Source organism: Erwinia sp. Eh17-17, from assembly GCF_039675725.1.
In the GTDB taxonomy this organism is placed as follows: Bacteria; Pseudomonadota; Gammaproteobacteria; order Enterobacterales; family Enterobacteriaceae; genus Erwinia.
The window spans coordinates 215,251-238,858 of sequence record NZ_JBDFQT010000002.1; the positions used below are offsets into that span (position 1 = coordinate 215,251).

General features: G+C 55.2%; 23 protein-coding genes. 16 read left to right on the plus strand and 7 right to left on the minus strand.

Going from position 1 to position 23,608, the window contains the following annotated elements; translation table 11 throughout:
- The first annotated feature begins 67 nt into the window (after positions 1-67).
- The 6 genes from ABEH87_RS06350 (at position 68) to solA (ending at position 4,364) form a co-directional block, all read left to right on the plus strand.
- Positions 68-631, plus strand: coding sequence for a lipoprotein (locus ABEH87_RS06350; RefSeq protein WP_346574957.1), 564 nt, complete (start codon positions 68-70; stop codon positions 629-631).
- Positions 632-767: 136 nt separating this feature from the next.
- A complete protein-coding gene (gene pyrC, locus ABEH87_RS06355) occupies positions 768-1,820 on the plus strand; it encodes a dihydroorotase (protein ID WP_346574959.1) in 1,053 nt (350 codons plus the stop codon).
- Between the two features lie 109 nt (positions 1,821-1,929).
- The gene (gene dinI, locus ABEH87_RS06360; RefSeq protein WP_346574960.1) at positions 1,930-2,172 is read left to right on the plus strand and encodes a DNA damage-inducible protein I; all 243 of its coding nucleotides are present in this window, start codon (positions 1,930-1,932) and stop codon (positions 2,170-2,172) included.
- 194 nt (positions 2,173-2,366) lie between these two features.
- Positions 2,367-2,654 carry a hypothetical protein gene (locus ABEH87_RS06365; RefSeq protein ID WP_346574962.1) on the plus strand — a complete coding sequence of 96 codons (288 nt, stop codon included), beginning with the start codon at positions 2,367-2,369 and terminating at the stop codon, positions 2,652-2,654.
- A 230-nt stretch (positions 2,655-2,884) separates the two neighbouring features.
- Positions 2,885-3,139, plus strand: coding sequence for a biofilm formation regulator BssS (gene bssS, locus ABEH87_RS06370; RefSeq protein WP_346574964.1), 255 nt, complete (start codon positions 2,885-2,887; stop codon positions 3,137-3,139).
- Positions 3,140-3,248: 109 nt separating this feature from the next.
- On the plus strand, positions 3,249-4,364 hold the full coding sequence (gene solA, locus ABEH87_RS06375) for an N-methyl-L-tryptophan oxidase (RefSeq protein WP_346574966.1): 1,116 nt from the start codon (positions 3,249-3,251) through the stop codon (positions 4,362-4,364).
- Positions 4,365-4,426: 62 nt separating this feature from the next.
- On the opposite strand, the gene proP is transcribed toward solA, so the two are convergent.
- On the minus strand, positions 4,427-5,905 hold the full coding sequence (gene proP / locus ABEH87_RS06380) for a glycine betaine/L-proline transporter ProP (RefSeq protein ID WP_346574967.1): 1,479 nt from the start codon (positions 5,903-5,905) through the stop codon (positions 4,427-4,429).
- 599 nt (positions 5,906-6,504) lie between these two features.
- Between proP and ABEH87_RS06385 the strand changes: the two genes are divergently transcribed.
- On the plus strand, positions 6,505-7,059 hold the full coding sequence (locus ABEH87_RS06385) for a cytochrome b (RefSeq protein ID WP_346574968.1): 555 nt from the start codon (positions 6,505-6,507) through the stop codon (positions 7,057-7,059).
- A gap of 20 nt (positions 7,060-7,079) precedes the next feature.
- Positions 7,080-7,655, plus strand: a complete 576-nt coding sequence (locus ABEH87_RS06390) for a YceI family protein (RefSeq protein WP_346574970.1) — start codon at positions 7,080-7,082, stop codon at positions 7,653-7,655.
- 56 nt (positions 7,656-7,711) lie between these two features.
- On the opposite strand, the gene ABEH87_RS06395 is transcribed toward ABEH87_RS06390, so the two are convergent.
- Positions 7,712-8,764 carry a rhodanese-related sulfurtransferase gene (locus ABEH87_RS06395; RefSeq protein ID WP_346574972.1) on the minus strand — a complete coding sequence of 351 codons (1,053 nt, stop codon included), beginning with the start codon at positions 8,762-8,764 and terminating at the stop codon, positions 7,712-7,714.
- A 204-nt stretch (positions 8,765-8,968) separates the two neighbouring features.
- On the opposite strand from ABEH87_RS06395, the gene ABEH87_RS06400 reads away from it, so the two are divergent.
- Both ABEH87_RS06400 and mdtG read left to right on the plus strand, forming a co-directional pair.
- Positions 8,969-9,889 (plus strand): Kdo(2)-lipid IV(A) acyltransferase, encoded by a 921-nt coding sequence (locus ABEH87_RS06400; RefSeq protein WP_346574973.1) that lies wholly within the window; start codon positions 8,969-8,971, stop codon positions 9,887-9,889.
- Between the two features lie 137 nt (positions 9,890-10,026).
- Positions 10,027-11,262 (plus strand): multidrug efflux MFS transporter MdtG, encoded by a 1,236-nt coding sequence (gene mdtG / locus ABEH87_RS06405; RefSeq protein ID WP_346574975.1) that lies wholly within the window; start codon positions 10,027-10,029, stop codon positions 11,260-11,262.
- 7 nt (positions 11,263-11,269) lie between these two features.
- Here the strand turns inward: mdtG and ABEH87_RS06410 are convergent, their stop codons facing one another.
- Positions 11,270-12,019: a DeoR/GlpR family DNA-binding transcription regulator gene (locus ABEH87_RS06410; protein WP_346574977.1), complete on the minus strand. Its 750-nt coding sequence runs from the start codon at positions 12,017-12,019 to the stop codon at positions 11,270-11,272.
- Between the two features lie 83 nt (positions 12,020-12,102).
- Between ABEH87_RS06410 and ABEH87_RS06415 the strand changes: the two genes are divergently transcribed.
- From ABEH87_RS06415 to ABEH87_RS06430, 4 genes are all read left to right on the plus strand, one after another.
- Entirely contained in the window at positions 12,103-12,699 is a 597-nt protein-coding gene (locus tag ABEH87_RS06415) for a GDP-mannose pyrophosphatase (RefSeq protein WP_346574978.1), read from the plus strand.
- On the plus strand, positions 12,696-13,058 hold the full coding sequence (locus tag ABEH87_RS06420; protein ID WP_346574980.1) for an NUDIX hydrolase: 363 nt from the start codon (positions 12,696-12,698) through the stop codon (positions 13,056-13,058). The genes ABEH87_RS06415 and ABEH87_RS06420 overlap by 4 nt, the downstream gene beginning before the upstream one ends.
- Positions 13,059-13,122: 64 nt before the next feature.
- Positions 13,123-13,206: an RNA 2'-phosphotransferase gene (locus ABEH87_RS06425; RefSeq protein ID WP_346576162.1), complete on the plus strand. Its 84-nt coding sequence runs from the start codon at positions 13,123-13,125 to the stop codon at positions 13,204-13,206.
- A 242-nt stretch (positions 13,207-13,448) separates the two neighbouring features.
- Positions 13,449-13,847 (plus strand): MysB family protein, encoded by a 399-nt coding sequence (locus ABEH87_RS06430; protein ID WP_346574982.1) that lies wholly within the window; start codon positions 13,449-13,451, stop codon positions 13,845-13,847.
- A 16-nt stretch (positions 13,848-13,863) separates the two neighbouring features.
- Here ABEH87_RS06430 and ABEH87_RS06435 read toward each other — a convergent pair whose 3' ends face one another.
- The 3 genes from ABEH87_RS06435 to ABEH87_RS06445 form a co-directional block, all read right to left on the minus strand.
- Positions 13,864-14,100 (minus strand): YceK/YidQ family lipoprotein, encoded by a 237-nt coding sequence (locus tag ABEH87_RS06435; RefSeq protein ID WP_346576164.1) that lies wholly within the window; start codon positions 14,098-14,100, stop codon positions 13,864-13,866.
- 522 nt (positions 14,101-14,622) lie between these two features.
- The gene (gene mdoH, locus ABEH87_RS06440; protein ID WP_346574984.1) at positions 14,623-17,181 is read right to left on the minus strand and encodes a glucans biosynthesis glucosyltransferase MdoH; all 2,559 of its coding nucleotides are present in this window, start codon (positions 17,179-17,181) and stop codon (positions 14,623-14,625) included.
- Entirely contained in the window at positions 17,174-18,709 is a 1,536-nt protein-coding gene (locus ABEH87_RS06445; protein WP_346576165.1) for a glucan biosynthesis protein G, read from the minus strand. Before ABEH87_RS06445 ends, mdoH begins: the two co-directional genes overlap by 8 nt.
- A 268-nt stretch (positions 18,710-18,977) precedes the next feature.
- Here ABEH87_RS06445 and mdoC point away from each other — a divergent pair, with 268 nt between their 5' ends.
- Positions 18,978-20,105, plus strand: a complete 1,128-nt coding sequence (mdoC, locus tag ABEH87_RS06450; RefSeq protein ID WP_346574986.1) for a glucans biosynthesis protein MdoC — start codon at positions 18,978-18,980, stop codon at positions 20,103-20,105.
- Positions 20,106-20,605: 500 nt separating this feature from the next.
- Here mdoC and ABEH87_RS06455 read toward each other — a convergent pair whose 3' ends face one another.
- Complete coding sequence (locus ABEH87_RS06455) at positions 20,606-22,075, minus strand: phospholipase D family protein (protein ID WP_346574988.1); 1,470 nt, start codon at positions 22,073-22,075, stop codon at positions 20,606-20,608.
- 132 nt (positions 22,076-22,207) lie between these two features.
- Between ABEH87_RS06455 and ABEH87_RS06460 the strand changes: the two genes are divergently transcribed.
- Positions 22,208-23,377 carry a beta-glucosidase gene (locus ABEH87_RS06460; RefSeq protein ID WP_346574990.1) on the plus strand — a complete coding sequence of 390 codons (1,170 nt, stop codon included), beginning with the start codon at positions 22,208-22,210 and terminating at the stop codon, positions 23,375-23,377.
- The last annotated feature ends 231 nt before the right edge of the window (positions 23,378-23,608 follow it).

A 23,608-nucleotide genomic window follows, 5' to 3' on the forward strand; every position in this document is an offset into this window, starting at 1 on the left:
CCGCCAGTGGTGCATGCTATCCTCCTGCGCCGGTGGGATGTACCGGTGAATTCAACAGAGGACTATCATGAAAAAAACACTTTTTGGCCTTGGCGCTTTACTGTTAGCGGTCCTGGTCACCGGATGTAATCAGATTGCTCAGTACAGCATCAGCGAGCAGGAAATTAATCAGGCACTCGCCAAACATAATAATTATGAGAAGAATATCGGCGTTGCCGGGCTGGCTGATGCGCACATTACGCTTACCGATCTCAGCAGCCAGATTGGCCGTGAAGAACCCAATAAAGTCACGCTCAACGGTAAAGCCAACGTGAATATCAGTTCACTGTTCGGTCCGCAGCAGGCAGAGATGACGCTAAAAATGAAAGCCCAGCCGGTATTTAATCAGCAGGAAGGGGCGGTCTATCTGAAAGACATGGAACTGGTCGATGTGACGGTCAAACCGGAAAAAATGGAGGGGATACTGAAATCCCTGTCGCCCTATCTGAACGAATCGCTGAAAAGTTACTTCAATCAGAAACCCGCCTACGTGTTAAGTACCGATCGCAGCAAAGCAGAGTCGCTGGCAAAACGTTTTGCCAAAGGGCTGGAAGTGAAGCCGGGTGAACTGGTGATCCCCTTTACTGACTGAAGATGCCATCAGGTACGGGGCAACCCGTACCGTTTTTTGTCTCCCCTGCATAAACCGGGTGCATTCCCTGCGCTTTATCCCTATCCTTAGTACCCGGCCAAAACCTGTCTTTTCCCTATCAGCCGGAGCACATCGCATGACCTCACAACCTCAGCAATTAATTATTCGCCGCCCTGACGACTGGCACATCCATCTGCGTGATGGTGAGATGCTGGGGGCGGTCGTGCCGTTTACCAGTGAGGTGTGCGGCCGGGCCATCGTGATGCCAAATCTGGTGCCCCCGGTGAGCAGCGTTGCCGCCGCCCGCGCCTATCGCGACCGCATTCTTGCCGCCGTACCGGCCGGCCATCCGTTTACGCCTCTGATGACCTGCTATCTGACGGACGGTCTGGACCCGGACGAAATTGAAGCCGGCTTCACCCAGGGCGTGTTCACCGCCGCGAAACTTTACCCGGCCCACGCCACCACTAACTCCGCCCACGGGGTGACGAGCGTGGCGTCCATCGCCCCGGTGCTGGAACGTATGCAGAAAATCGGCATGCCGCTACTGATCCACGGCGAAGTGACCGATGCACATATTGATATTTTCGACCGTGAAGCCCGCTTTATTGACAGCGTGCTGCATCCGCTGCGCCTGCAGTTCCCGGAGCTGAAAGTGGTGTGTGAGCATATCACCACCAAAGAGGCGGCCGCTTACGTGCTGGAAGGCAATCGTTTCCTCGGCGCGACCATTACACCGCAGCACCTGATGTTCAACCGTAATCATATGCTGGTCGGCGGTATTCGCCCGCACCTTTACTGCCTGCCGATCCTCAAGCGCAACATTCACCAGCAGGCGCTGCGTGATGCCGTTGCCAGCGGCCACGAGCGTTTCTTCCTCGGCACCGATACCGCGCCGCATACCCGCGATCGTAAAGAGACCAGCTGCGGCTGTGCCGGGGTATTTAATGCCCCTTCAATGCTGGCAGCGTATGCCACGGTATTTGAGGAGATCGGCGCACTGGCGCACTTTGAAGCATTCTGCTCTGAGAACGGACCGCGCTTCTACGGCCTGCCGCTGAATGAAGGCACCGTTACGCTGGTGCGCCAGCCGTGGACCGTAGATGAATCGGTGAGCGTTGGCAGTGACGGGCATACCCTGGTACCTTTCCTGGCGGGTGAAACCCTCAACTGGCAGGTTGTAGTTTAATCCGTGCGTCGGGGCGACCAAAAGGCAGGTCGCCCCTGGCGCAGAGTAATAATGATTGCACACCGCTGAATTACTGTATATATTCACAGTAATTCAACCGGAGGCTATCATGCGTATTGAAGTCACTGTAGCAAAAACCACATCACTTCCTGCGGGCGCTATTGACGCGCTCACGCAGGAGCTCAGCAAACGCATCGACAAACAGTTCCCTGACGGCAGCAACACCATTTCGGTGCGCTACGCCGGTGCCAATAATCTGACGGTGATGGGCGGCGGAAAAGAAGCCAAAGATCGGATTAGTGATATTTTGCAGGAAACCTGGGAAAGCGCTGACGACTGGTTTATATCCTGAATCGTCCCCCTGTTCGCTGCCAGTGCAGCTCCCCTCCTGCCTCGCGAAGGCAGGTGGAGTAAATAACGATTGTGCCGTTTTCGCCGGATACGCCATCCGGCTTTTTTACGTCCTTTTTTACCGCTGAACGCTGATAGACGCAGCGGGTAGAATATCTTATTCTGAGGCTGACATTAATTACTGAGGTTTTTCTTATGGCTGCCGATAATCCAGAAGAGGCAATGACGTTTGGTGAGCTACTGACCATGATTGGCGAGCAACAGCGCCGTCTGACAGTATTAGAAAATGCCTTTTCCACCCTCTCTTTCTGCCTTGATGACAAAGCTAATCAGCTGTTAATTCACAGTTTAAAGCTTGAAGGACAGAACCAGAATCGCGATGAACAGCTGCAACAGCATTTCATCCGTCTGGCCGGGGAACTGGAAAAACGCTCGGGTGTGCTGCCGTCATCTCCGGCTGCAATCTCCACGCCTGAAATATGAGTAGATTGTCACGCGCAAAATAAGACTATCATCCATCAGCAGGGTGATTATTTTTTGTCCTGCTGATGTTTAATTAGTGCGTGAATAGCCCCTGGTTTTACGCAGAGTAAAATTTAAATCTGCGAACAAAAAAACTGCTGTTATAATTACCAAGCTCTAAGAAAAAAAATCGCATTGAACCTCGATAAATCACTTCGTTGTCATCTTTCACGAGTAATAAGGGGGTTATAATGGACAGAAACAAAGAGGTCATCCAGACACATCCCCTCATCGGGTGGGATATCAGTACCGTAGACAGCTATGATGCCATGATGATCCGCTTACACTCGCTCTCTTCTGATCAGCAACCCGCAGAAGATGCCGAAGTTGGTCAGACTTACTGGCTGACAACAGACGTGGCCAGGCAGTTTATTTCCATTCTTGAAGCTGGCATTGCCAAGATAGAAGCGACCGAATACCAGGACCGTGACTACAAGAAGCACTAATCTGCGACTGAAATAATGTTTCTCAGAGGCACCCCACAGGGTGCCTTTTTCATGCCTGCAATAATTTGCTATTCTGCTGTAATTGCTGGATTAACAGAGGCTGATAGCGATGGTTTACGATTTAATAGTGGTTGGCAGTGGCTCAGTCGGTGCCGCAGCCGGGTGGTACGCGACCCAGGCCGGTCTGAAGGTGCTGATGATCGACCGCCATCACCCGCCGCACCGCGAAGGCAGCCATCATGGCGAGAGCCGTTTGATCCGCCATGCCTATGGCGAAGGGGCGCGCTATGTGCCGATGGTGCTGCGTGCCCAGGCGCTGTGGGATCAGCTGGAGCAGCAGAGCGGCGAGCGCGTCATGCAGCGCAGCGGCGTACTCAACCTTGCTCCGCACCATTCGGAGTTTATCCAGAACGTGATGCAGAGTGCAGAACAGTTCGCGCTGAATGTACAAATCCTCAACGAAGCAGAAATCAGCCAGCGCTGGCCGCAAATCAGCGTACCGGACGGCTACATCGGCGTGTTTGAACCGCAGTCCGGTTATCTGAAATCAGAGGTGGCCGTCAAAAGCTGGATCCGTATGGCAAAAGAAGCCGGATGCGCACAGCTGTTTAACTGTGAGGTGTCGCAGATCGCGTCGGAGGACGGGCTACAGGTGGTCACCACCGCAGACGGCGTTTACCGCGCCCGCAAGCTGCTGATTAGCGCCGGCACCTGGGTGAAAACCCTCTACCCTGCACTTCCGGTCACCCCGGTGCGCAAGGTGTTTGCGTGGCATCAGGCAGACGGCCGCTACAGCGAAGATAACAAGTTCCCGGCGTTTACCGTCGAGATGGCTGACGGCATCCACTATTACGGTTTCCCGGCGGATAACAACGCTATCAAAATAGGCAAACATGAAGGGGGTCAACCGATTGACTCGCCGGACGGGCGTAAACCTTTCGGCAGCGTGGCGGAAGACGGCAGCGAGCTGTTTAACTTCATGCGAACCTTCCTGCCGGGCGTCGGCGTCTGCCTGCGCGGGGAAGCCTGTACCTATGACAACTCACCGGACGAGGACTTTATTATTGATACCTTCCCCGGTGAACCGGACCGCCTGCTGATCACCGGCCTGAGCGGCCATGGCTTTAAGTTTGCCAGCGTGCTGGGTGAAATTGCCGCGCTGTTCGCCCAGGGGAAAAACAGCGAATTTGATTTGACGCCTTTCTCTCTGAACCGCTTTCAGTAAACAGGCGCTGGCGATCAAAAAAGGCTCACACTGTGAGCCTTTTTTATTGCCGCAGGGCCGGATTAACGCTTCGCCTCCGGCGCGGTTTTCTTACCGCGCAGGCGCAGCTTATTCACCAGGCGGTGTGCTTCCGCCCGGCTGCCTACCGAGGGAGCCGAACCGCGCAGCGGCTTACGGGCCGTTTCCCGCAGGGTAAATACGGTGATCACCCCGATCGCTCCGGCCCCCATCAGATAGTAGGCCGGCATCAGCAGATTGCCGGTTTTCTCTACCAGCCAGGTGGTAATCAGCGGTGTGGTACCGCCAAACAGCGAGACAGACAGGTTAAAACCAATTGCCAGCGCACTGTAACGAATATCGGTAGAAAACAGCGCCGGTAAGGTGGCAGGCATTGAACCGCTGAAACAGGTGTGGATAGCGCCCAGAATAATCAGCCCCAGGAACACCAGCAGCAGGTTACCAGTGCCGATCAGCATCATGCAGGGCACCGCCAGCAGGATTAGCGCCACCGCTCCGCCCCAGATCACCGGACGACGCCCCAGACGATCGTTCCAGTGCCCCCAGAACAGGGTCAGCGGCATCATCACGAACATCACCACCATAATCAGCAGCAGCGAACTCAGCTCGCTCAGCCCCAGAATACCGGTCAGGTAGCTCGGCATATAAGAGGTCATCATATAGTTGGAAACGTTAAACAGCAGCACCAGACCGATACATTTGAGCATCGCGGCGCGATACTTTTTCAGCATCTGCCACAGGCCAAGACGCGGCTTGCTGTGCTCCAGCGCCTCCTGTTTTTCCATATGCTTCTGGAAGGCCGGAGTCTCTTCCAGCTTCAGACGAATATAGAGGCCAAACAGCCCCAGCGGGGCGGCAATGAAGAACGGGATACGCCAGCCCCAGTCGAGCAGCGCCTGCTCCGGCATCGCCGCCGTCAGCCCGGTTACCAGCCCCGCGCCCAGCAGATAGCCACCAAGCGTACCGAACTCAAGCCAGCTGCCCATGAACCCACGACGTTCATCGGTAGAATATTCGGCGATAAACGTCGCCGCCCCGCCATATTCCCCCCCGGTTGAGAACCCCTGCAACAGGCGCGCCAGCAGCAGCAGCACCGGTGCCATAATACCAATAGTGGAATAAGCGGGGATCAGACCGATACAGAAGGTCCCGATCGACATCATGATCATCGTCAGGGCCAGCACCTTCTGGCGACCAATGCGGTCACCGAGCGGGCCAAACACCAGGCCACCGAGAGGGCGCACGAGGAAGGCCGCCGCAAAGGCACCAAACGTCGCCAAAAGCTGGGCTGCCGGACTGCCGCCGGGGAAGAAGACTTTACCGATGGTCACCGCCAGAAAGCTGTACACCCCGAAGTCGAACCACTCCATGGCATTACCGAGGGCGGCCGCGCCCACTGCGCGCTTCAGCATCGCTTTGTCGACGATAGTAATATCGTCAACGCTCAGCGCGGGTTTCGCCGGCTTATCTTTGTGCCAGAAATGTTTTTTAGGGGGCTGTTGCCCCTCAGATGTCTTACCCATTGAGTGCTCCCGGTGTTACGTCAGTGAGCAGCCTCATAGCTTTCGTCGCCAGACAGATAAAGGAAAACAGCAAAGGGAAAGAAAGCTATAACGCAGCGAATTGAGAATGGTAATTAACGGTAAATCTTATAGTTTGCGTTGTTGACGCTCCTTTACGTTAGACAATACTCCGCAAAATTTCAAGTTTCTCGCCGAATTCGCTGCCTGTATGCTGTTTTTTAATACCCGACTCCGGCATTACGATTGAGTGCAGGACAGATCGCTGAATTTGCCAATGCCCCCTGCCCTATTGATTAATATTGATAACAATTATCAGCTACGTGATATTGACACAACGTGACAAAAATCTGACATTACCTTTAATAAGGAGCAAAAAATCAGAACATCCTTTTTTTTCATCAAAACGTCATAAAAATGGCGCTCACTCGCTCCACCTCCTCGCCCCACGCTGCCAGTTTTCTGATTTACTGGGCATAAGCCAATTTCTTATTCAGAATATTTCACCATGTTAATGTTTTTCTGAAACAGTAAAATTATTGGTTGATTTTGCCCTGCCACCCGGTCAGTCTTACTGAAAATTCTGACAAGCGGATCTCACTATGCAGTTGAAAAATAGCGCCTCTCGTTATGGCTCACTGAGCATCTTCATGCACTGGCTGGTAGCAGGTACCGTTTATGGCATGTTTGCGCTTGGCCTGTGGATGGTAACCCAGGGCTATTATGATACCTGGTATCACAAAGCCCCGGAGCTGCATAAAAGCATTGGTATGGTGCTGTTTGCCGTCATGCTGGTGCGCGTCGTGTGGCGCTTTGTTTCGCCTCCGCCGAAACCGCTTAGCAGCTATACCCCACTGGTTCGCTACAGTGCGGTTGTTGCTCACCTTCTGCTTTACGGCATCCTGTTCGCCATTTTAATCAGCGGCTATCTGATCTCGACCGCTGAAGGCAAGCCGATTGACGTCTTTGGCGTACTGCCCGTTCCCGCACTGTTTGCCGGGCTGGGTGAGCAGGCCGATCTCGCTGGCGATATCCATCTCTGGCTGGCATGGAGCGTGGTGATCCTTTCCGCCCTGCATGCGCTGGCCGCACTGAAACACCACTTTATCGATCGCGATATCACGTTGAAAAGGATGCTGGGTCACCGCATCGATTAATCAAAGAAATGGAGAACACCATGCTGAAGAAAAGTATTCTGGGTTTAACTACTGCCGCACTGCTCATGACTGCGGGCACGGCTTCCGCCGCTGATTATAAAATTGATAAGGAAGGTCAGCACGCGTTTGTCCAGTTCCGTATCAAACACCTGGGCTACAGCTGGCTGTACGGTACGTTTAAAGATTTCGATGGCGCATTCACCTTTGACAAAGCCGACCCGGCTAAAGATAAAGTGAATGTCACCATCAAAACCGGCAGCGTGGACACTAACCACGCCGAGCGTGACAAGCATCTGCGCAGCGCAGACTTCCTTAACGCCAGCAAATTCCCGCAGGCTACCTTCGTCTCGACTGGCGTAGAAAAACAGGGTGACGGACTGGCGGTAAACGGTAACCTGACGCTGAATGGCGTGACTAAACCGGTGAAACTGGCTGCTAAGCTGACGGGCGAAGGGAAAGATCCGTGGGGCGGCTACCGCGCAGGCTTTGAAGCCACCGGTAACATCGCGCTGAAAGACTTTAATATTAAATCAGATTTAGGTCCGGCCTCGCAGGAAGTCGAACTGATGATTTCTGTTGAAGGTGTGCGCCAGTAACATCCTGTGGCGTCATCTTCGCGGAGTTCCTTCCGCCAGGATGACGCCTGCACAGCTTACTCTTCCGGTGAAGGGATGTGCATGGTGGTGCTTAACAGACCACGCGACTTGTTGAAAATTTTATTACCATTTTCACGTCCCGCCCGGCGGGCGCGCTGCTCCTCCGGCGGTAATGCCAGCTCTTCCATGCAGATTGGACTACAGCAGTGGTTAAATTTGCTGGCGCAGCTCGGACACTGAATAAACAGCAGGTGGCAGCCGTCATTCAGGCAGTTCACGTGGGTATCACACGGTTCACCACACTGGTGACAGCTGGCGATCACATCGTCGGAAATACGCTCCCCCATCCGCTCATCAAAGACAAAGTTTTTGCCTTTAAAGCGCACCGGCAGACCCTGCTCACGGGCGCGACGGGCATATTCAATAATCCCGCCTTCAATGTGATAGACATTTTCATAGCCGTTATGACGCATCCAGGCGCTGGCCTTTTCACAGCGAATTCCCCCGGTACAGTACATGACGATTTTTTTGTCTTTATCCTGCTGCAACATATCCACCGCCATCGGCAGCTGGTCGCGGAAAGTATCTGCCGGGATCTCCAGCGCGTTGTCAAAATGCCCCACTTCATATTCGTAATGGTTACGCATATCGACAAACACCGCCTGCGGGTCGTCCAGCATGGCGTTCACTTCAGCCGCCTTGAGATAGGCTCCAACATCGCTGGCGTCGAAACTGTCATCGGTGATGCCATCAGCGACAATGCGCTCGCGCACTTTCAGGCGCAGCACCCAGAATGATTTACCGTCATCATCCAGCGCGATGTTCATGCGCAGATTATTCAATGCCGGGTGGAAACCATACAGCGCGGCTTTCATCTGCTCATACTGGCTGGCCGGGACGCTGACCTGGGCGTTGATTCCTTCTGCCGCCACATAGACGCGACCAAACACTTTCAGCTGAGTCAGCGTGACGTACAGGGCGTCACGGAACGCGCGCGGATCGTCGATGGTGAAGTACTTATAAAAAGAGACTGTAGTACGCGGCTCGGTTTCGGCCAGCATGCGTGCTTTCAGCTCTTCATTGGAGACAAGGTTATGTAACACTGGCATGGTGTACGTTCCTGTATTCAAAGAGAGGAAAAATTTCGGCGCTATGATACCCGAGCTGTCGCGCCTTGTCCTTAGCCGATAAATTTTTTCTCTCCTGGCATGCCGCCGAAAACTTCGACTACACTATGAAAAATGGCACAATAGGCCATAAATAAACTTTTCACTTCATCATAATAGTCCCCTTTTTTTACGATCTGGAAACTCATGACCCAGCTGCCTCAATTCAAGCGCGCATTGCTGCACCCCCGTTATTGGTTTACCTGGTTGGGTATTATCCTGCTTTACCTGCTGGTGTTATTACCTTACCCGCTGCTCTATTACATCGGCTGCGGTCTGGGAAGATTATCAATGCGTTTTCTGCGCAGCCGCGTGGCGGTTGCCCGACGGAACCTGGAACTGTGCTTCCCGCAGATGCCTCCGGCGGAACGTGAAGCACTGCTAAACCGTAACTTCGAATCACTGGGCATGGGCCTGATTGAAACCGGCATGGCGTGGTTCTGGCCAGACTGGCGCATCAAAAAGTGGTTTAGCGTCAGCGGCCTGGAGCACATCAGTAAGGCGAAAGCCGACGGCAAAGGCGTGCTGCTGATCGGGATACATTTTCTCACCCTTGAGCTGGGCGCACGTATTTTTGGCATTCACAATCCCGGCGTCGGCGTCTACCGGCCTAACGATAACGCCCTGCTCGACTGGTTACAGACCTGGGGGCGGATGCGTTCCAATAAAAGTATGCTGGACCGTAAAGACCTGAAAGGGATGATCCGCGCCCTGAGAAATGGCGACATTATCTGGTATGCCCCCGACCACGATTACGGCCCGAAAAGCAGCGTTTTCGTGCCGCTGTTTGCCGTTGAGCAGGCGGCAACTACTAAGGGCAGCTATCTACTGGTCCGCAGTGGTAATCCTGCGGTGATCCCGTTTGTGCCACGCCGCCTGCCTTCAGGTAAAGGTTACGAGATGGTGATCCTTCCAGAGCAGACGTCGATTCCTCTGGACAGCGAGATCGCCACGGCGGCGCACATGAATAAGATTATCGAGAACGGGGTGCTGATGGCTCCCGACCAGTATATGTGGCTGCACCGCCGCTTCAAGACCCGGCCAGAGGGTCAACCCTCGCTGTACTGACCTCCCTGACAGGCCGGTTTTCCGGCCTGTTCCATTATTTGAAACCGTTTTTCATTTTTTTTGATTGCACACCGTTGGGTTGCGCGATATCGGCGTATACTTGATCAGCTCATCGCTGATAAGGTTACGTTTATTCTATGTCCACGCCCGATCTTCCCGCCGTCACCATCAACTGGCAGAAAAATCTGTTTGTCACCTGGATAGGTTGTTTTCTTACCGGAGCCGGGTTCAGTCTGGTAATGCCCTTTCTGCCTCTCTACGTCGAGCAGCTCGGTATTACTGACCCGCAGGCGCTGAATCTGTGGTCGGGGCTGGTGTTCAGCATTACTTTCCTGTTCTCGGCTATCGCCTCCCCTTTCTGGGGCGGTCTTGCCGATCGCAAAGGGCGCAAAATCATGCTGCTGCGCTCGGCGCTGGGCATGGCGGTTGTGATGATGCTGATGGGCATGGCGACCTCTATCTGGCAGTTTCTGGCGCTGCGCGCCCTGCTTGGGCTGCTGGGTGGCTTTGTACCAAATGCTAATGCCCTGATCGCCACCCAGGTGCCGCGCGGTAAAACGGGCTGGGCGCTGGGCTGGCTTTCTACCGGAGCGGTCAGCGGCGCGTTAATTGGTCCGCTGATCGGCGGCCTGCTGGCCGACAGCTTCGGCCTGCGCCCGGTGTTCTTTATCACCGCCGGGGTATTGTTTATCTGTTTTCTGATGACGCTGTTCTGCGTGCGCGAAAGTTTTATCCCGGTGCAGAAAAAAGACATGCTGCACGTGCGTCAGGTGCTGACTTCGCTGAAAAACCCGCGTCTGGTGCTGGCGCTTTTTGTCACCACGCTGATTATTCAGGTTGCCACCGGTTCGATTGCACCGATCCTGACGCTGTACGTGCGTGAACTGGCGGGTAACGTGTCAAATCTGGCGTTCATCAGCGGGATGATCGCCTCGGTGCCGGGCGTGGCCGCGCTGATGAGTGCGCCGCGCCTGGGCAAACTCGGGGATCGTATAGGGCCGGAGCGCATTCTTATCGCCATGCTGATGCTTTCCGTGCTGCTGCTGATCCCGATGGCGTTTGTGCAAAACGTCTGGCAGCTCGGTATTCTGCGCTTCCTGCTCGGCGCAGCCGACGGTGCGCTGCTGCCTGCGGTACAGTCGCTGCTGATTTATAACGCCAGCAACCAGGTCGCCGGGCGGGTGTTCAGCTACAACCAGTCGTTCCGCGATATTGGCAATGTCACCGGCCCGCTGATGGGGGCCACGGTCTCGGCACACTTTGGCTTCCGCACGGTGTTTGTCGTCACCGCCTGCATCGTGCTGTTCAACGTGCTGTATACCTGGGTCACGCTGCATCGCCGCACGGAACGCATGGTCGTACGCGGGGAATAGCGCACCGTCACACCAGCCCTATCTGCAACCGCTCCAGCAGCTGGCACATCTCTTCATCGGGCCACTCGTCCACCACCAGCGTGCTGGCCAGTGACAAATCGCCAATGGCGAAGGCCGAGGCCGAGTTAAGCTTTTCCTGTGACACCAGCACCACGGTTTCCGCTGCGCGCTCCGCCAGCGCCCGCTTGACGCAGGCTTCTTCGTAGTTGCCCGTCGTCAGCCCGGCACGCCGGTGTACCCCGGTCACCCCCATAAAAAAAAGATCGGCATTGATCCGGCGGATGCCCTCCATCATCGCGGCCCCGGTGGTGACGACGGAGTGCTTATACAGCTGCCCGCCAATGATGATCACGTCGATCAGCGGGTAATCGACCAGCCCGACCGCCACGCCCGGACTGTGTGTCACTACGGTAAACGCAAAATCGGTCGGCAGCCGCCGGATCATCTCTGCCGTGGTGGTTCCCCCGTCAATCAACACCACCTGCCCTGGCTGGATCAGCCCGACCGCTTTTTCCGCCACGCGCTGTTTTGAGTCCATTTGCACGCTTTTGCGCGTTTCAAACGGTGCGATAGCGGCAGAAACCGGCAGCGCCCCGCCGTGAACCCGCTGCAGCAGCCCGTCAGCCGCTAACTCTCTCAAATCGCGACGAATAGAGTCTTCTGATACCGCAAAATGCTGGCTCAGTTCACGCGAAAGCACCTGTTTTTCACGGGCAAGCATTGTCAGTATTTGCTGTTTTCTCTGGCTGGAAAGCATGTTGGGTTCCTTAACGAGCGATCTTGATCTTGCACGATTATGCATGTTAGCGTGTGATCTGTCATCACCAAAGAGGCACAAACATGCAAAACACGCATAATCGTGTACGCAATATCCGCGAGCAGCTGCTGTCGGATAACTGGTTTACGTTGAAAAAATACACCTTCGAACTGCTGCGCCGCGACGGAAGCTGGCAGGAGCAGAACCGCGAGTCCTACGATCGCGGCAACGGTGCGGTGGTGCTGTTGTACCACAAAGCGCGGAAAACCGTGGTACTGACCCGGCAGTTTCGCTTTCCCATCTACGTTAACGGCCACAGCGGCTTCCTGATCGAAGCGACTGCAGGGCTGCTGGATAACGCGTCACCGGAGGCGCGTATCATCGCAGAGGCGGAGGAAGAAACCGGCTTTCGTATTACAAAGATTGAGAAAGTCTTTGAATCGTATATGAGCCCCGGTTCCGTCACAGAGAAACTCTTTTTCTTTATCGCGGAATATTCGGACGACGATCGTCAGGGTTCGGGCGGTGGCGTGGCGGAGGAAGGCGAGGATATTGAGGTACTGGAGTGGCCGTTTACCCGCGCACTGGAAGCGGTACGCAACGGTGAAATTATGGATGCCAAAACTATCATGCTGATCCAGTACCTGGCGCTCAGCCCTGTTTTTCAGGAGACCCTATGAAATCATTACAAATTTTAGTCGCAGGACCGGTACGTAGCGGCACCGGCGACCGTGAAGAGTTAATCCACGCCAACCTTGCACGCATGGAGCAGGCAGCCCTGGGCCTGTATCAGAAAGGGCATATTCCGCTGATTGGCGAATGGCTGGCCTTCCCACTGGCGCGCATCGCCGGGTCGGAAAAGATTGGTGACGCCATCAGCGAAGCCTTTTTATATCCGGTCGCACACCGTTTGATCGGCCACTGCGATGGCATCCTGCGCCTGCCGGGGGAATCACGCGGGGCCGATAATGACGTGCGCATCGCACGCGAGCTGGGCCTGACGATTTATCACGATCTGGCAGAGGTGCCGCAGGGTTGATGCATATCGGGTGGTGCGCTTAACGACCACCCGATGGCATTACTGACGTCTTTTATCTCCGTCCATCGCCTATGCTTTACGTCACCAGCCAGAATCCATTGGTCTGACCCTGGACAGCGAAGGCTGGGCTGATATCGACACATGGTAAACCGGTTGTATTGAAAATTGATGCCCGCTCAATGACTGAACAGGGGGTGAGATTCTATCAGGCTGATAGTAGGGTCTGGCTGACGAAGGCGGTTGCCTGCAATTTTATTATCCAGTGAACTCACCTGTTTCCGCTTTTCTGCATAGCGCTGCCTGCCCAGACAAAATTTCTCCGTTCTGCCCTTGCATCCTGGCGCATAGCGTCAACAATTAACCTTTAGCGAAATAACCAGGAAGATAAAGATGACACTGTATGCCACGCTGGAAGAAGCCATTGATACGGCTAAAGAAGAGTACCTTGCCGCTAACCCGGAGGTTGATGAGGACGATGCCTCTGTCAGCCAGTTTAACCTGCAAAAATATGTGATGCAGGACGGGGACATCATGTGGCAGGCGGAGTTTCTCACTGATGAAGATGAGGAAAGTGAGATCCTCCCAGCACGCAGCGGAGAAGCCGCTCAGGCGATTTTTGACGGTGACTTCGATGAGATTGAACTGAGAAACGAGTGGCTGCCGGAAAACACCCTGCATGAGTGGGATGAAGGAGAGTTTCAGCTTGAACCTGCCGCCGACAGCGAGGAGGCAGAGGCCGCAGCGGAAGAGTGGGAAGACAATAATACCGATGCGGATAACCGCGCCTGACGCTCAGTGCGGGAAATTATTCGTACGGGCCGTGGCTGGCATCAACCGGCAACAGCAGCGTATCGAGAACCAGCGACAGCGGCAGATCGATAATGGTGATAAAGCGCCACGCCGTGTCGCGTACATCCCACTGTACGCCAGGATAGTACTGATTCCCGTGCCCCTGTCCGGGCACGGTTCTGCTGATAATACTGCCGCAGCCGCTCAGGGCCAGCACGCTTATCGCTACGATCGTACCGCGTAATAACATCATCACTACGTTAATCCCGAATAAAAAACGCACTATTTTATGTTGCGCACGTTGCAGCAACATAGCACTGAATGCAAAAAATCCAAAAAAAAACCGGAACACAACGTTCCGGCTTTTTATCGTCCTGCCTGACGGGCTGACCGGAAAAGAAGGTCAGCCCCTACAAACGGATTTCATATCCTGCAGGGTGACCGGAAAAGAAGGTCAGCCCCTACAAACGAATTTCATATCCTGCGGGCTGACCGGAAAAGAAGGTCAGCCCCTACAAACGAATTTCATATCCTGCTGGGTGACCGGAAAACAGGGTCAGCCCCTACAAACGGATTTCATATCCTGCGGGCTGACCGGAAAAGAAGGTCAGCCCTACAAACGAATATCATATCCTGCGGGCTGACCGGAAAAGAAGGTCAGCCCCTACAAACGGATTTCATATCCTGCTGGGTGACCGGAAAACAGGGTCAGCAGCGATAAATCGGGTTGTCATGTTCTGTAGGGGGCGACCTTTTTTTTCGGTCGCCCCAGGGACTATTTCGCGTTGTTCAACGCCAGCGGGTTCAGCTTCAACGTATGGTAGTGATCTAACCAGTCGTGATACTTATCCGCATTCTGCCACAGACGATAGTGCATACGCGACAGCGTCACCGGGTCACTGAGCAGCGCCAGGCGCTGATCGCGGTCCAGCTTCGCTGGCGACTCACTGAGCGCCTGCTCTACGCGGCGGTCACGGGCGAAGTCGAGAATATCGCTCTTCAGGTGACGCGAGGTCGCCATTGCGCTGGCCAGCGCGTTAAACGACGGATGGAACATAGCGTGCATAAAGCCATCATCCAGCGCGCGCTCGCGGTTCAGCTCCACGTAACGGTCGGTATCCAGCAGCTCCTGCGGCGGGCTGAACTCTTCCGGTATCAGGAACAGCTTGCCGCGCTTCGAGGCCTGCCCGAGGGTACGACGGCTGGACCACACCGAGACAAACGGTGACAGGATCAGCGAGAAGACAATCGGCGACAGCCACCAGAGGAAGTTCAGATCCAGCCAACCCATACCGCCCGCCCAGACCAGGCCGAGCAGCATCTGTGAACCGTGACGCTTAAAGGCTTCACTCCACGGCGTGGCATCATCGTCACGCTGCGGCGAGTTCCATACCACTTCCCAGCCGAGGAACGCACTGACCACGAACACGGTGTGGAACAGCATGCGCACCGGCGCCAGCAGCACGGAGAACAGCATCTCCAGGAACAGCGACGCCAGCACACGTAACGCACCGCCGTATGGCTTCGCGCCCTTGCACCACACCAGCACGATACTCAGCAGCTTCGGCAGGAACAGCAGCACCAGCGTGGTGGAGAACAGCGCAATCGCCAGCTCAGGACGCCACTGCGGCCACACCGGGAACAGCTGGCGCGGTTGCAGGAAGTACTGAGGCTCCATAAGCGTATGCACCACCTGAAGGGCGGTAGACAGCGCCAGGAACATAAACCACAGCGGGGCCGACAGGTAGGACATCACCCCCGTCAGGAACACCGCACGGTGAACCGGGTGCATGCCTTTCACCAGGAACAGACGGAAGTTCATCAGGTTACCGTGACACCAGCGGCGGTCACGCTTCAGCTCGTCCAGCAGGTTAGGCGGCAGCTCTTCATAAGACCCAGGCAGATCGTATGCGATCCACACGCCCCAGCCTGCACGACGCATCAGCGCGGCTTCCACAAAGTCATGCGACAGAATAGAACCGGCAAACGAACCTTCGCCCGGCAATGGTGCCAGCGCGCAGTGTTCAATAAACGGCTGAACGCGGATAATCGCATTGTGGCCCCAGTAGTGCGACTCGCCCAGTTGCCAGAAGTGCAGACCGGCGGTAAACAGCGGGCCGTAAACGCGGGTGGCAAACTGCTGACAGCGCGCGTACAGGGTGTCCATTCCAGAGGCTTTCGGTGATGACTGGATGATACCCGCTTTCGGGTTAGCTTCCATCATACGCACCAGGCCGTTCAGACAGTCACCGCTCATCACGCTGTCGGCGTCCAGTACCACCATGTAGCTGTACTGGCTGCCCCAGCGGCGGCAGAAGTCATCGATGTTACCGGATTTGCGTTTCACACGACGACGACGACGGCGATAGAAAATACGCCCTTCCCCACCGACGTCACGCACCAGCTCCATCCAGGCCTTCTGTTCAGCCATGGCGATATCCGGGTTGTAGCTGTCGCTCAGGATATAGACATCGTAGTTCGCCTGCTCACCGGTACGCACCACTGACTCCCAGGTGGCACGCAGACCGGCAAATACACGCTCAACATCTTCATTACAGATGGGCATGATCAGCGCGGTGCGGTGCTCCGGGTTAATCGGTTCGTCGCCGTTGGTCAGATACGAAATACTGTATTTGTCCTTGCCGATCATCAGTTGCAGGAAGCCCATCAGCGCTGTCCAGAACCCGGCAGAGACCCAGAGGAACAGGATAGCGAACAGGAACAGGATCCCTGTCTGCAACACGTAAGGCAGGATCTGCAATACCGACTGCTGCCAGTTCTGGTTGATCATCTCCATAGGATCGATCAGCGCCCAGCCCTGATACGGCAGGATGGTTTTCATATACCAGGTGGCGACCACGGTCTGGAAGACAGACAGGAACAGCAGGATGTAACGACGAATGGAGCCAACATGGCGCCATTTATCTTCATTTTTCTGCTCTTCGCGGCTGTCATAGCGCGGCGTACTTTTCCGCCCGCGCAGAGAGTCCCATGCGCGAGCCACCGGGTTAGTGCGCCACTCTTCCGGATACATGGAAGAACGGGTGTGTTTCGGCATCGCTTTCAGCGTGGTGCGATCCAGCGCGTCTTTATCAAACTGACGACCGCCATCGACAGCATCAGGCCAGCTCATTTCGACACGCGCTTTTACCGACTCCTGCGGAGCATCATCGGGTCGCGTTTCGACCGGACCGTCTTCGGCCAGCTGATAGTGCAGCTGACTGAAGACCTCTTCCGGCTGTTCTGGCAGCGCATCACGCAGCGCCCCTTTCCGCTCGGGGGAAAGGGGCAGCGTGTCGATATATTCATCGGGGATTACGGTTGACTTATTCATTGGCAGGCAACTGATTGCTCCAGGTTTCCGTCAGCGTTTTGTCACCGTTAACCAGTGCAGCACGCATCTCGGTCGGCTGTTTATTGTCTTTAACACGAATACGTAACACCAGACGCCAGCCTTTGGTGACCGGGTTGTAACGTACGCTGTTTTCTACCAGCTCACCGTTATTACCGATGCTGACCTGCGGCGTAACCGGGGTATTTTCCGGCAGCTTGCTCATATCCGGGCCAACAAAATCGACGATAAACGCGATGGTGCCGTCCGGCTGGCGCACCAGGTTAGACTGTTTCACGTCGCCGGTAGAACGCAGCGTACTTTTCACGTAGGCCGTATCCGGGGTATGCAGCTGGCTTTCGTCGCGGGTGAAGTGCAGACGATAGTCAAACTTCATCTCTTTACCCGGCTCTGGCAGGCTTTCCGGCGTCCAGAATGCTACGATATTATCGTTGGTCTCATCGGTGGTTGGGATTTCAACCAGCTCTACGCGGCCTTTACCCCAGTCACCTTTCGGCTCGATCCAGCCGCTCGGGCGCAGATCGTAACGGTCGTCCAGATCCTGATACTTATCAAAATCACGGCCACGCTGCAGCAGACCAAATCCACGCGGGTTTTCCACGGTGAAGGTGCTGACCGCCAGGTGTTTCGGATTGTTCAGCGGACGCCAAATCCACTCACCGTTGCCGGCGTGAATCGACAGACCGTTGGAGTCATGCAGCGCCGGGCGGAAGTTCGCCACTGAAGATGGCTGATTCGCACCAAACAGATACATGCTGGTTAACGGGGCAACGCCCAGTTTGCCCACTTTGTCGCGCAGGTAGACTTTAGACTGCACGTCAACGGTGCTGTCTTTGCCTGGGGTGATCAGGAAACGATACGCTCCGGTCGCACGCGGCGAGTCGAGCAGCGCGTAGATCACCAGGTGTTTATCCTGTGGTTTAGGACGTTCGATCCAGAACTGTTTAAAGCGCGGGAACTCTTCACCCGACGGCAGCGCGGTATCAATCGCCAGACCACGGGCAGACAGACCGTAGACCTGGCCCTGACCAATCACGCGGAAATAGCTGGCACCAAGGAAGCTGCTGATCTCGTCTTTCTTGTCTTTGCTGTTCAGCGGGTACAGCACTTTAAACCCGGCAAAACCGAGGTTTTTCACCGTGTCCGGGTCATGCTTAACGTTGCCGAAATTAAAATATTCCGGTGAGTATTTAATCTCACGCACGCTGTTCGCGGTCACTTCATTGAGACGTACCGGGGTATCGAAATACATCCCCTGATGGTAGAACTCAAGTTTGAAAGGGGTCTTCAGCTTGTTCCAGTACGCTTTCTCATGATTGAACTGGATCTGCTGATAGTCGGCGTACTTCATATCACGCAGCTGTGACGGCAGGTTGCTTTTCGGTGCTTCAAAGCCTTTACCTGCTAATTCTTTCGCCTGCTTTGCCACATCATCAATGTTGAAAGCCCAACTGGTGTTGGCATACATTGAAAGCAAAACTGCTGCGCCAACCCAGCGCAATTTCATCAGTTCTGGTTTATTGTTCATTTTAATCCGCACTTCCCCCCCTTTCGGGTGCTTAAATCAATGGATCCATCTTAAAGGATAATTCAGCATTCCGACAGCCTGACCACGTTTTTGTTCCACTAATCTGACTCGCTAAGAGCCCGATTCTCAAGCGTTTAGCGGAAACAGATTCGGCTGATAGTATACCTGTGTTTATGCGATTAAAGTAAGCGCTAGCTTTAGGCTGGTTCAGGGCGAACCAGATTAATAACGTGTTGAATATTGGATATTTATGACTACGAAAAAACCACAACGAGAATATTTTCTGGATTCGATTCGCGCCTGGCTGATGTTATTAGGGGTACCTTTTCATGTCTCTTTGATTTATTCGACACAAACCTGGTCCGTGAACAGCCTGGCACCGTCAGAATGGCTGACCATACTGAATGACTTCATCCATGCTTTCCGCATGCAGGTGTTCTTCGTCATTTCAGGTTATTTCTCCTATATGCTGTTCCTGCGCTACACCCCGTCGGACTGGCTCAAGCTGCGCGTGGAGCGGGTTGGCATCCCGATGTTGACGGCGATCCCACTCATCACGCTGCCGCAGTTTTATCTGCTGAAAGAGTGGACCAGTAAGATTGGTGACTGGAGCAGCAAAACGCTGTATGAAAAATACAATACGCTGGTGTGGGATTTGATCTCCCATCTGTGGTTCCTGCTGGTCCTGATTGTCCTGACGGTGGCGGGCTACTGGCTGTTCCGTTTTCTGCGCGACGCCGGGCGGGAAAAAACAGACTATTCCGAGCTGACCTGGACGCGTTTAACCGTCTTTATCCTGCTTTGCAGCCTGGTCTGGGGGGGCTTCCGCCGTCTGATGTTCATTTTCGCCCCTCAGGTGCTCGGCGATGCGCTGTTTAATATGGCCGTGATGCAGACGCTGATGTATCTGCCGTTCTTTATGCTCGGCGCAATGGCATGGAAATATCCGGCGATTAAAGCGTTATTTGTTCGCCCGGTGCCCTGGACGTTTGTCGGTTCCGCGCTGGCCTTTGCCGCTTATGTGGCAAACCAGACCTGGAGCAAGGGCGAAGGCTGGCTGTATGAGATTGACGCCGTGGTGTCGATGCTGATGGGTCTGTGGATGGTCAACGTGGTGTTTACTTTTGGCCACCGTCTGCTTAACTCGCATTCGCCGCGAGTGACCTATCTGGTCAATGCCTCGCTGTTTATTTACCTGGTCCATCATCCGCTGACCATTCTCTATGGCATTCTGTTTGTGAAAACCATCGACAACAATACCCTGGGCTTCTTTGCCGGGCTGGTGTTTGTCTTTGGCATCGCGTTTCTGCTGTATGAGATCCATCTGCGTATTCCGCTGCTGCGCTTCCTGTTTTCCGGCAAACCACAGCGTAAATAGCAGACCGGGTCGACCGGAAAAAAAGGTCGACCCCTACGAATTTCCGGCAGGCCACTGCATCAATCGCGGACCGGGTCGACCGGAAGAAAAGGTCGACCCCTACGAATTATCAGGCAGGCCACTGCATCAATTGTGGACCGGGTCGACCGGAAAAAAAGGTCGACCCCTACGAATTATCAGGCAGGCCACTGCATCAATCGCGGACCGGGTCGACCGGAAGAAAAGGTCGACCCCTACGAATTATCAGGCAGGCCACTGCATCAATTGTGAACCGGGTCGACCGGAAAAAAAGGTCGACCCCTACGAATTATCAGGCAGGCCACTGCATCAATCGCGGACCGGGTCGACCGGAAAAAAAGGTCGACCCCTACGAATTATCAGGCAGGCCACTGCATCAATCGCGGACCGGGTCGACCGGAAAAAAAGGTCGACCCCTACGAATTATCAGGCAGGCCAGTGCATCAATCGCGGACCGGGTCGACCGGAACAAATGGTCGCCCCTACAGCAACCATTCGATGGGAAGACGCCATACCAGGCGCACCAGCAGGCGCTGCATCAGCCGGGTACGCGGCTCGCGTTTGTGTACGACCTCGTTCGCCCCCTCCCCCGGATACTCCACCCAGTTGACCCGCCCCCACTTATCCAGGCGCAGCGTCCAGGCGCGGTCGCGCATGCTGCTGATAAAGCGCTGGTGAATGCGCGTGGCCAGTACGTCATTTTCAATCACCAGCCCCATCTCGGTGTTCAGCACCGCAGATCGCGGGTCGAAATTAAACGATCCGATAAACACCGTCTGGTTGTCCACGCTGAACGTCTTGGCATGCAGGCTTGAACCGGAGTTCCCCGTCAGCCCGCGATCGTGGCTTGGCTCACGCGCTGCCGTGTTGGGCTTGAGTTCATACAGGCGAATGCCGTGGCGCAGCAGCTTCTTGCGCCATTTGGCATAGCCGGCATGAACGATGGAGACGTCATTCGCCGCCAGCGAGTTGGTGAGGATTGAGATTTTCACCCCTTTTCGCACCAGCGCCAGCAGCAGGGCAACCCCGGTGCGCGTCGGCACAAAGTAGGCAGAGATAATATCCAGCTGCTGCTGCGGTTGACCGATCACCTCCAGCAGGCGCTGCGGCAGCAGCGTACTGGTCCTGGCCCGGCCCAGCCCTTTACGCGGGTCGTCACTCAGCAGACGCGTTTTCGCCCAGGTGAAGGGCAGTGTCCGGCTTTCCAACTGGGTAACAAACGTTGACTCATCGACTTCACGCAGATAGCACAGCACCTGGGGATCTTCACGCCAGGCTTCGGGCAGCGTGACGGCAGAACTGTCCCCTGCTTTTTCTTCCACCACGCGGCGCAGTGGCGCAACGGGACGGCTGCGCCAGTAGCGCTCAAAGTCCTGCGATACTTCCGACACTACCGGACCAATGGCCAGCACGTCGAGATCGGAAAACAGCGGCTCATCGCCCGCGCCAAAATACTCGTCACCCACATTGCGCCCACCCACAATGGTGGCGGCACCGTCAGCGGTGAAACTTTTATTGTGCATGCGCCGGTTAAGGCGGGCAAAGTCGGTCAGGTAGCCGAGCGCCCGCAGGCTGCGAAAGGTAAACGGGTTAAACAGCCGGATGTCGATCAGCGGATGACGGTTCAACTCGCTGAGCGTCTGGTCCAGGCCCTGAGTATTGTTATCATCCAGCAGCAAACGCACCCTCACGCCGCGATCTGCCGCCGCCAGCACTGCGCTAAACAGTAGCCTGCCGGACATATCGTTCTGCCAGATGTAATACTGAATATCCAGTGTGCTTTCCGCCATCGAGATCAGCTGATAGCGCGCGGCGAAGGCATCCAGCCCCTCAGCAAGCGGATAGACACCGCTGTAATCCGGGTGACTCGCCACCAGCGGCGTTATCGCCTGCGCCAGGCGTGTAGCGGTCGCCGACGTGTCGGTCTGCGGTGGGTGAAGCGTGTCGGTCATCGACGATCCTTAGCGATAATACTGTAATTGATCCGGCTCACTTCCGGCATCTTTTACCCCTGGGTAAGACACTCAGACATATAGTCTAGACTTAGCCCATCATCATGCGTTTTTTTTGCCCAGGAGAGCATCATGCAACATGGCAACTCAACGGCTCCGTATCGTCACCAGCCAGGCCTGTTTTCCAGCTTTTTCCAGGGAAGTTTTGCCTGTTCTACCGCCTGCCGCACCCCGGGCAAACGGGCTGATTTAACCATCAGCAGCGGCCACGACACGCTGCTTGATAAAGATTATGCCCTGCTGGCCAGCCACCAGATCCTGACGGCACGCGACGGTGCGCGCTGGTATTTAATTGAGAAGCAACCGGGAGAATACCACTGGGAAAGCTTTTTGCCGCAGCTTAAAGCAGCAAAAGCCCACGGGATTGAAATGATCTGGGAACTGGCCCATTTCGGCTGGCCGGACGGGCTGGATATCTGGGGGGAGGAATTTGTTGAACGCTTCAGCGCCTGGGCACGTGCCTTTGCCTGTCTGATGCGGGACGAGGGTTATACCCGTCCGTTTATCACCCCGATGAATCAGATCTCGTTCTGGTCCTGGGCCGGGGCGGAAATTGCCTGGTTTAACCCCTTTGTCACCGGACGCGGGCGCGAGCTTAAACGACAGCTGACCCGCGCCAGCATCGCCGCGATGCGCGCCATGCGCGAAGTGCTGCCCGGCGTACGCTTTGTTCTGACGGACCCGCTGGTCAACGTGGCGGCCTCCGGTTATTCGACCGCAGCCCGGCAGGAGGCGCAGCTGCTGCATCAGGCTCAGTTTGAAGTCTGGGACTGGCTGGCAGGAAGAAGTGAACCTGAACTGGGCGGTTCGGAAGATCTGCTGGATATTATTGGCCTCACCTGGTATCCCGATAACCAGTGGTTCCACAACGGCGATCCGCTCGAACCACATCATCCCGACTATCGCCCACTCAACCTGCTATTGCAGGAGATCGGGCAGCGCTATCAGCGGCCGCTGATGATTGCCGAAACCGGAGCCGAAGCCGACCGGTGTGCTCAGTGGATCGCCCAGGTCTGCCAGGAGGTCAGCCTGGCGCTGGATGCAGGAGTCCAGATAGAGGGAGTGTCGATCTATCCGCTGGTCGATTATCCGGCGTGGGATGATGACCGACGCTATCCCGCAGGTCTGTTTGGTTTACCCGATGCTAACGGCAACCGTACGGTTAACGAATCGATAGCGCTGACGCTACGCAGTCAGCAAATTAAACGCAAACAGCAGCCGGTCAGGACATCCACAGCGTGATAGCAAGCACAAAGATAATCAGCGTGAATGAGGTGACGGCAAGCACCACTATGGCGAATTGCGCATCATCTAACGGCACTCGTGGTTCTTTTTCAGGCTCAGGTTTGGAACTGTTATTCATGGTCAGCCACAGCGTACCGGCAAAACGTTCCTGTTGAGTGCCAGTAAAAATGAAAGACGTCCGTTTCACTAATAGAATAAGAATCGCTAACGAAAGCTCAGCCTGTCTCA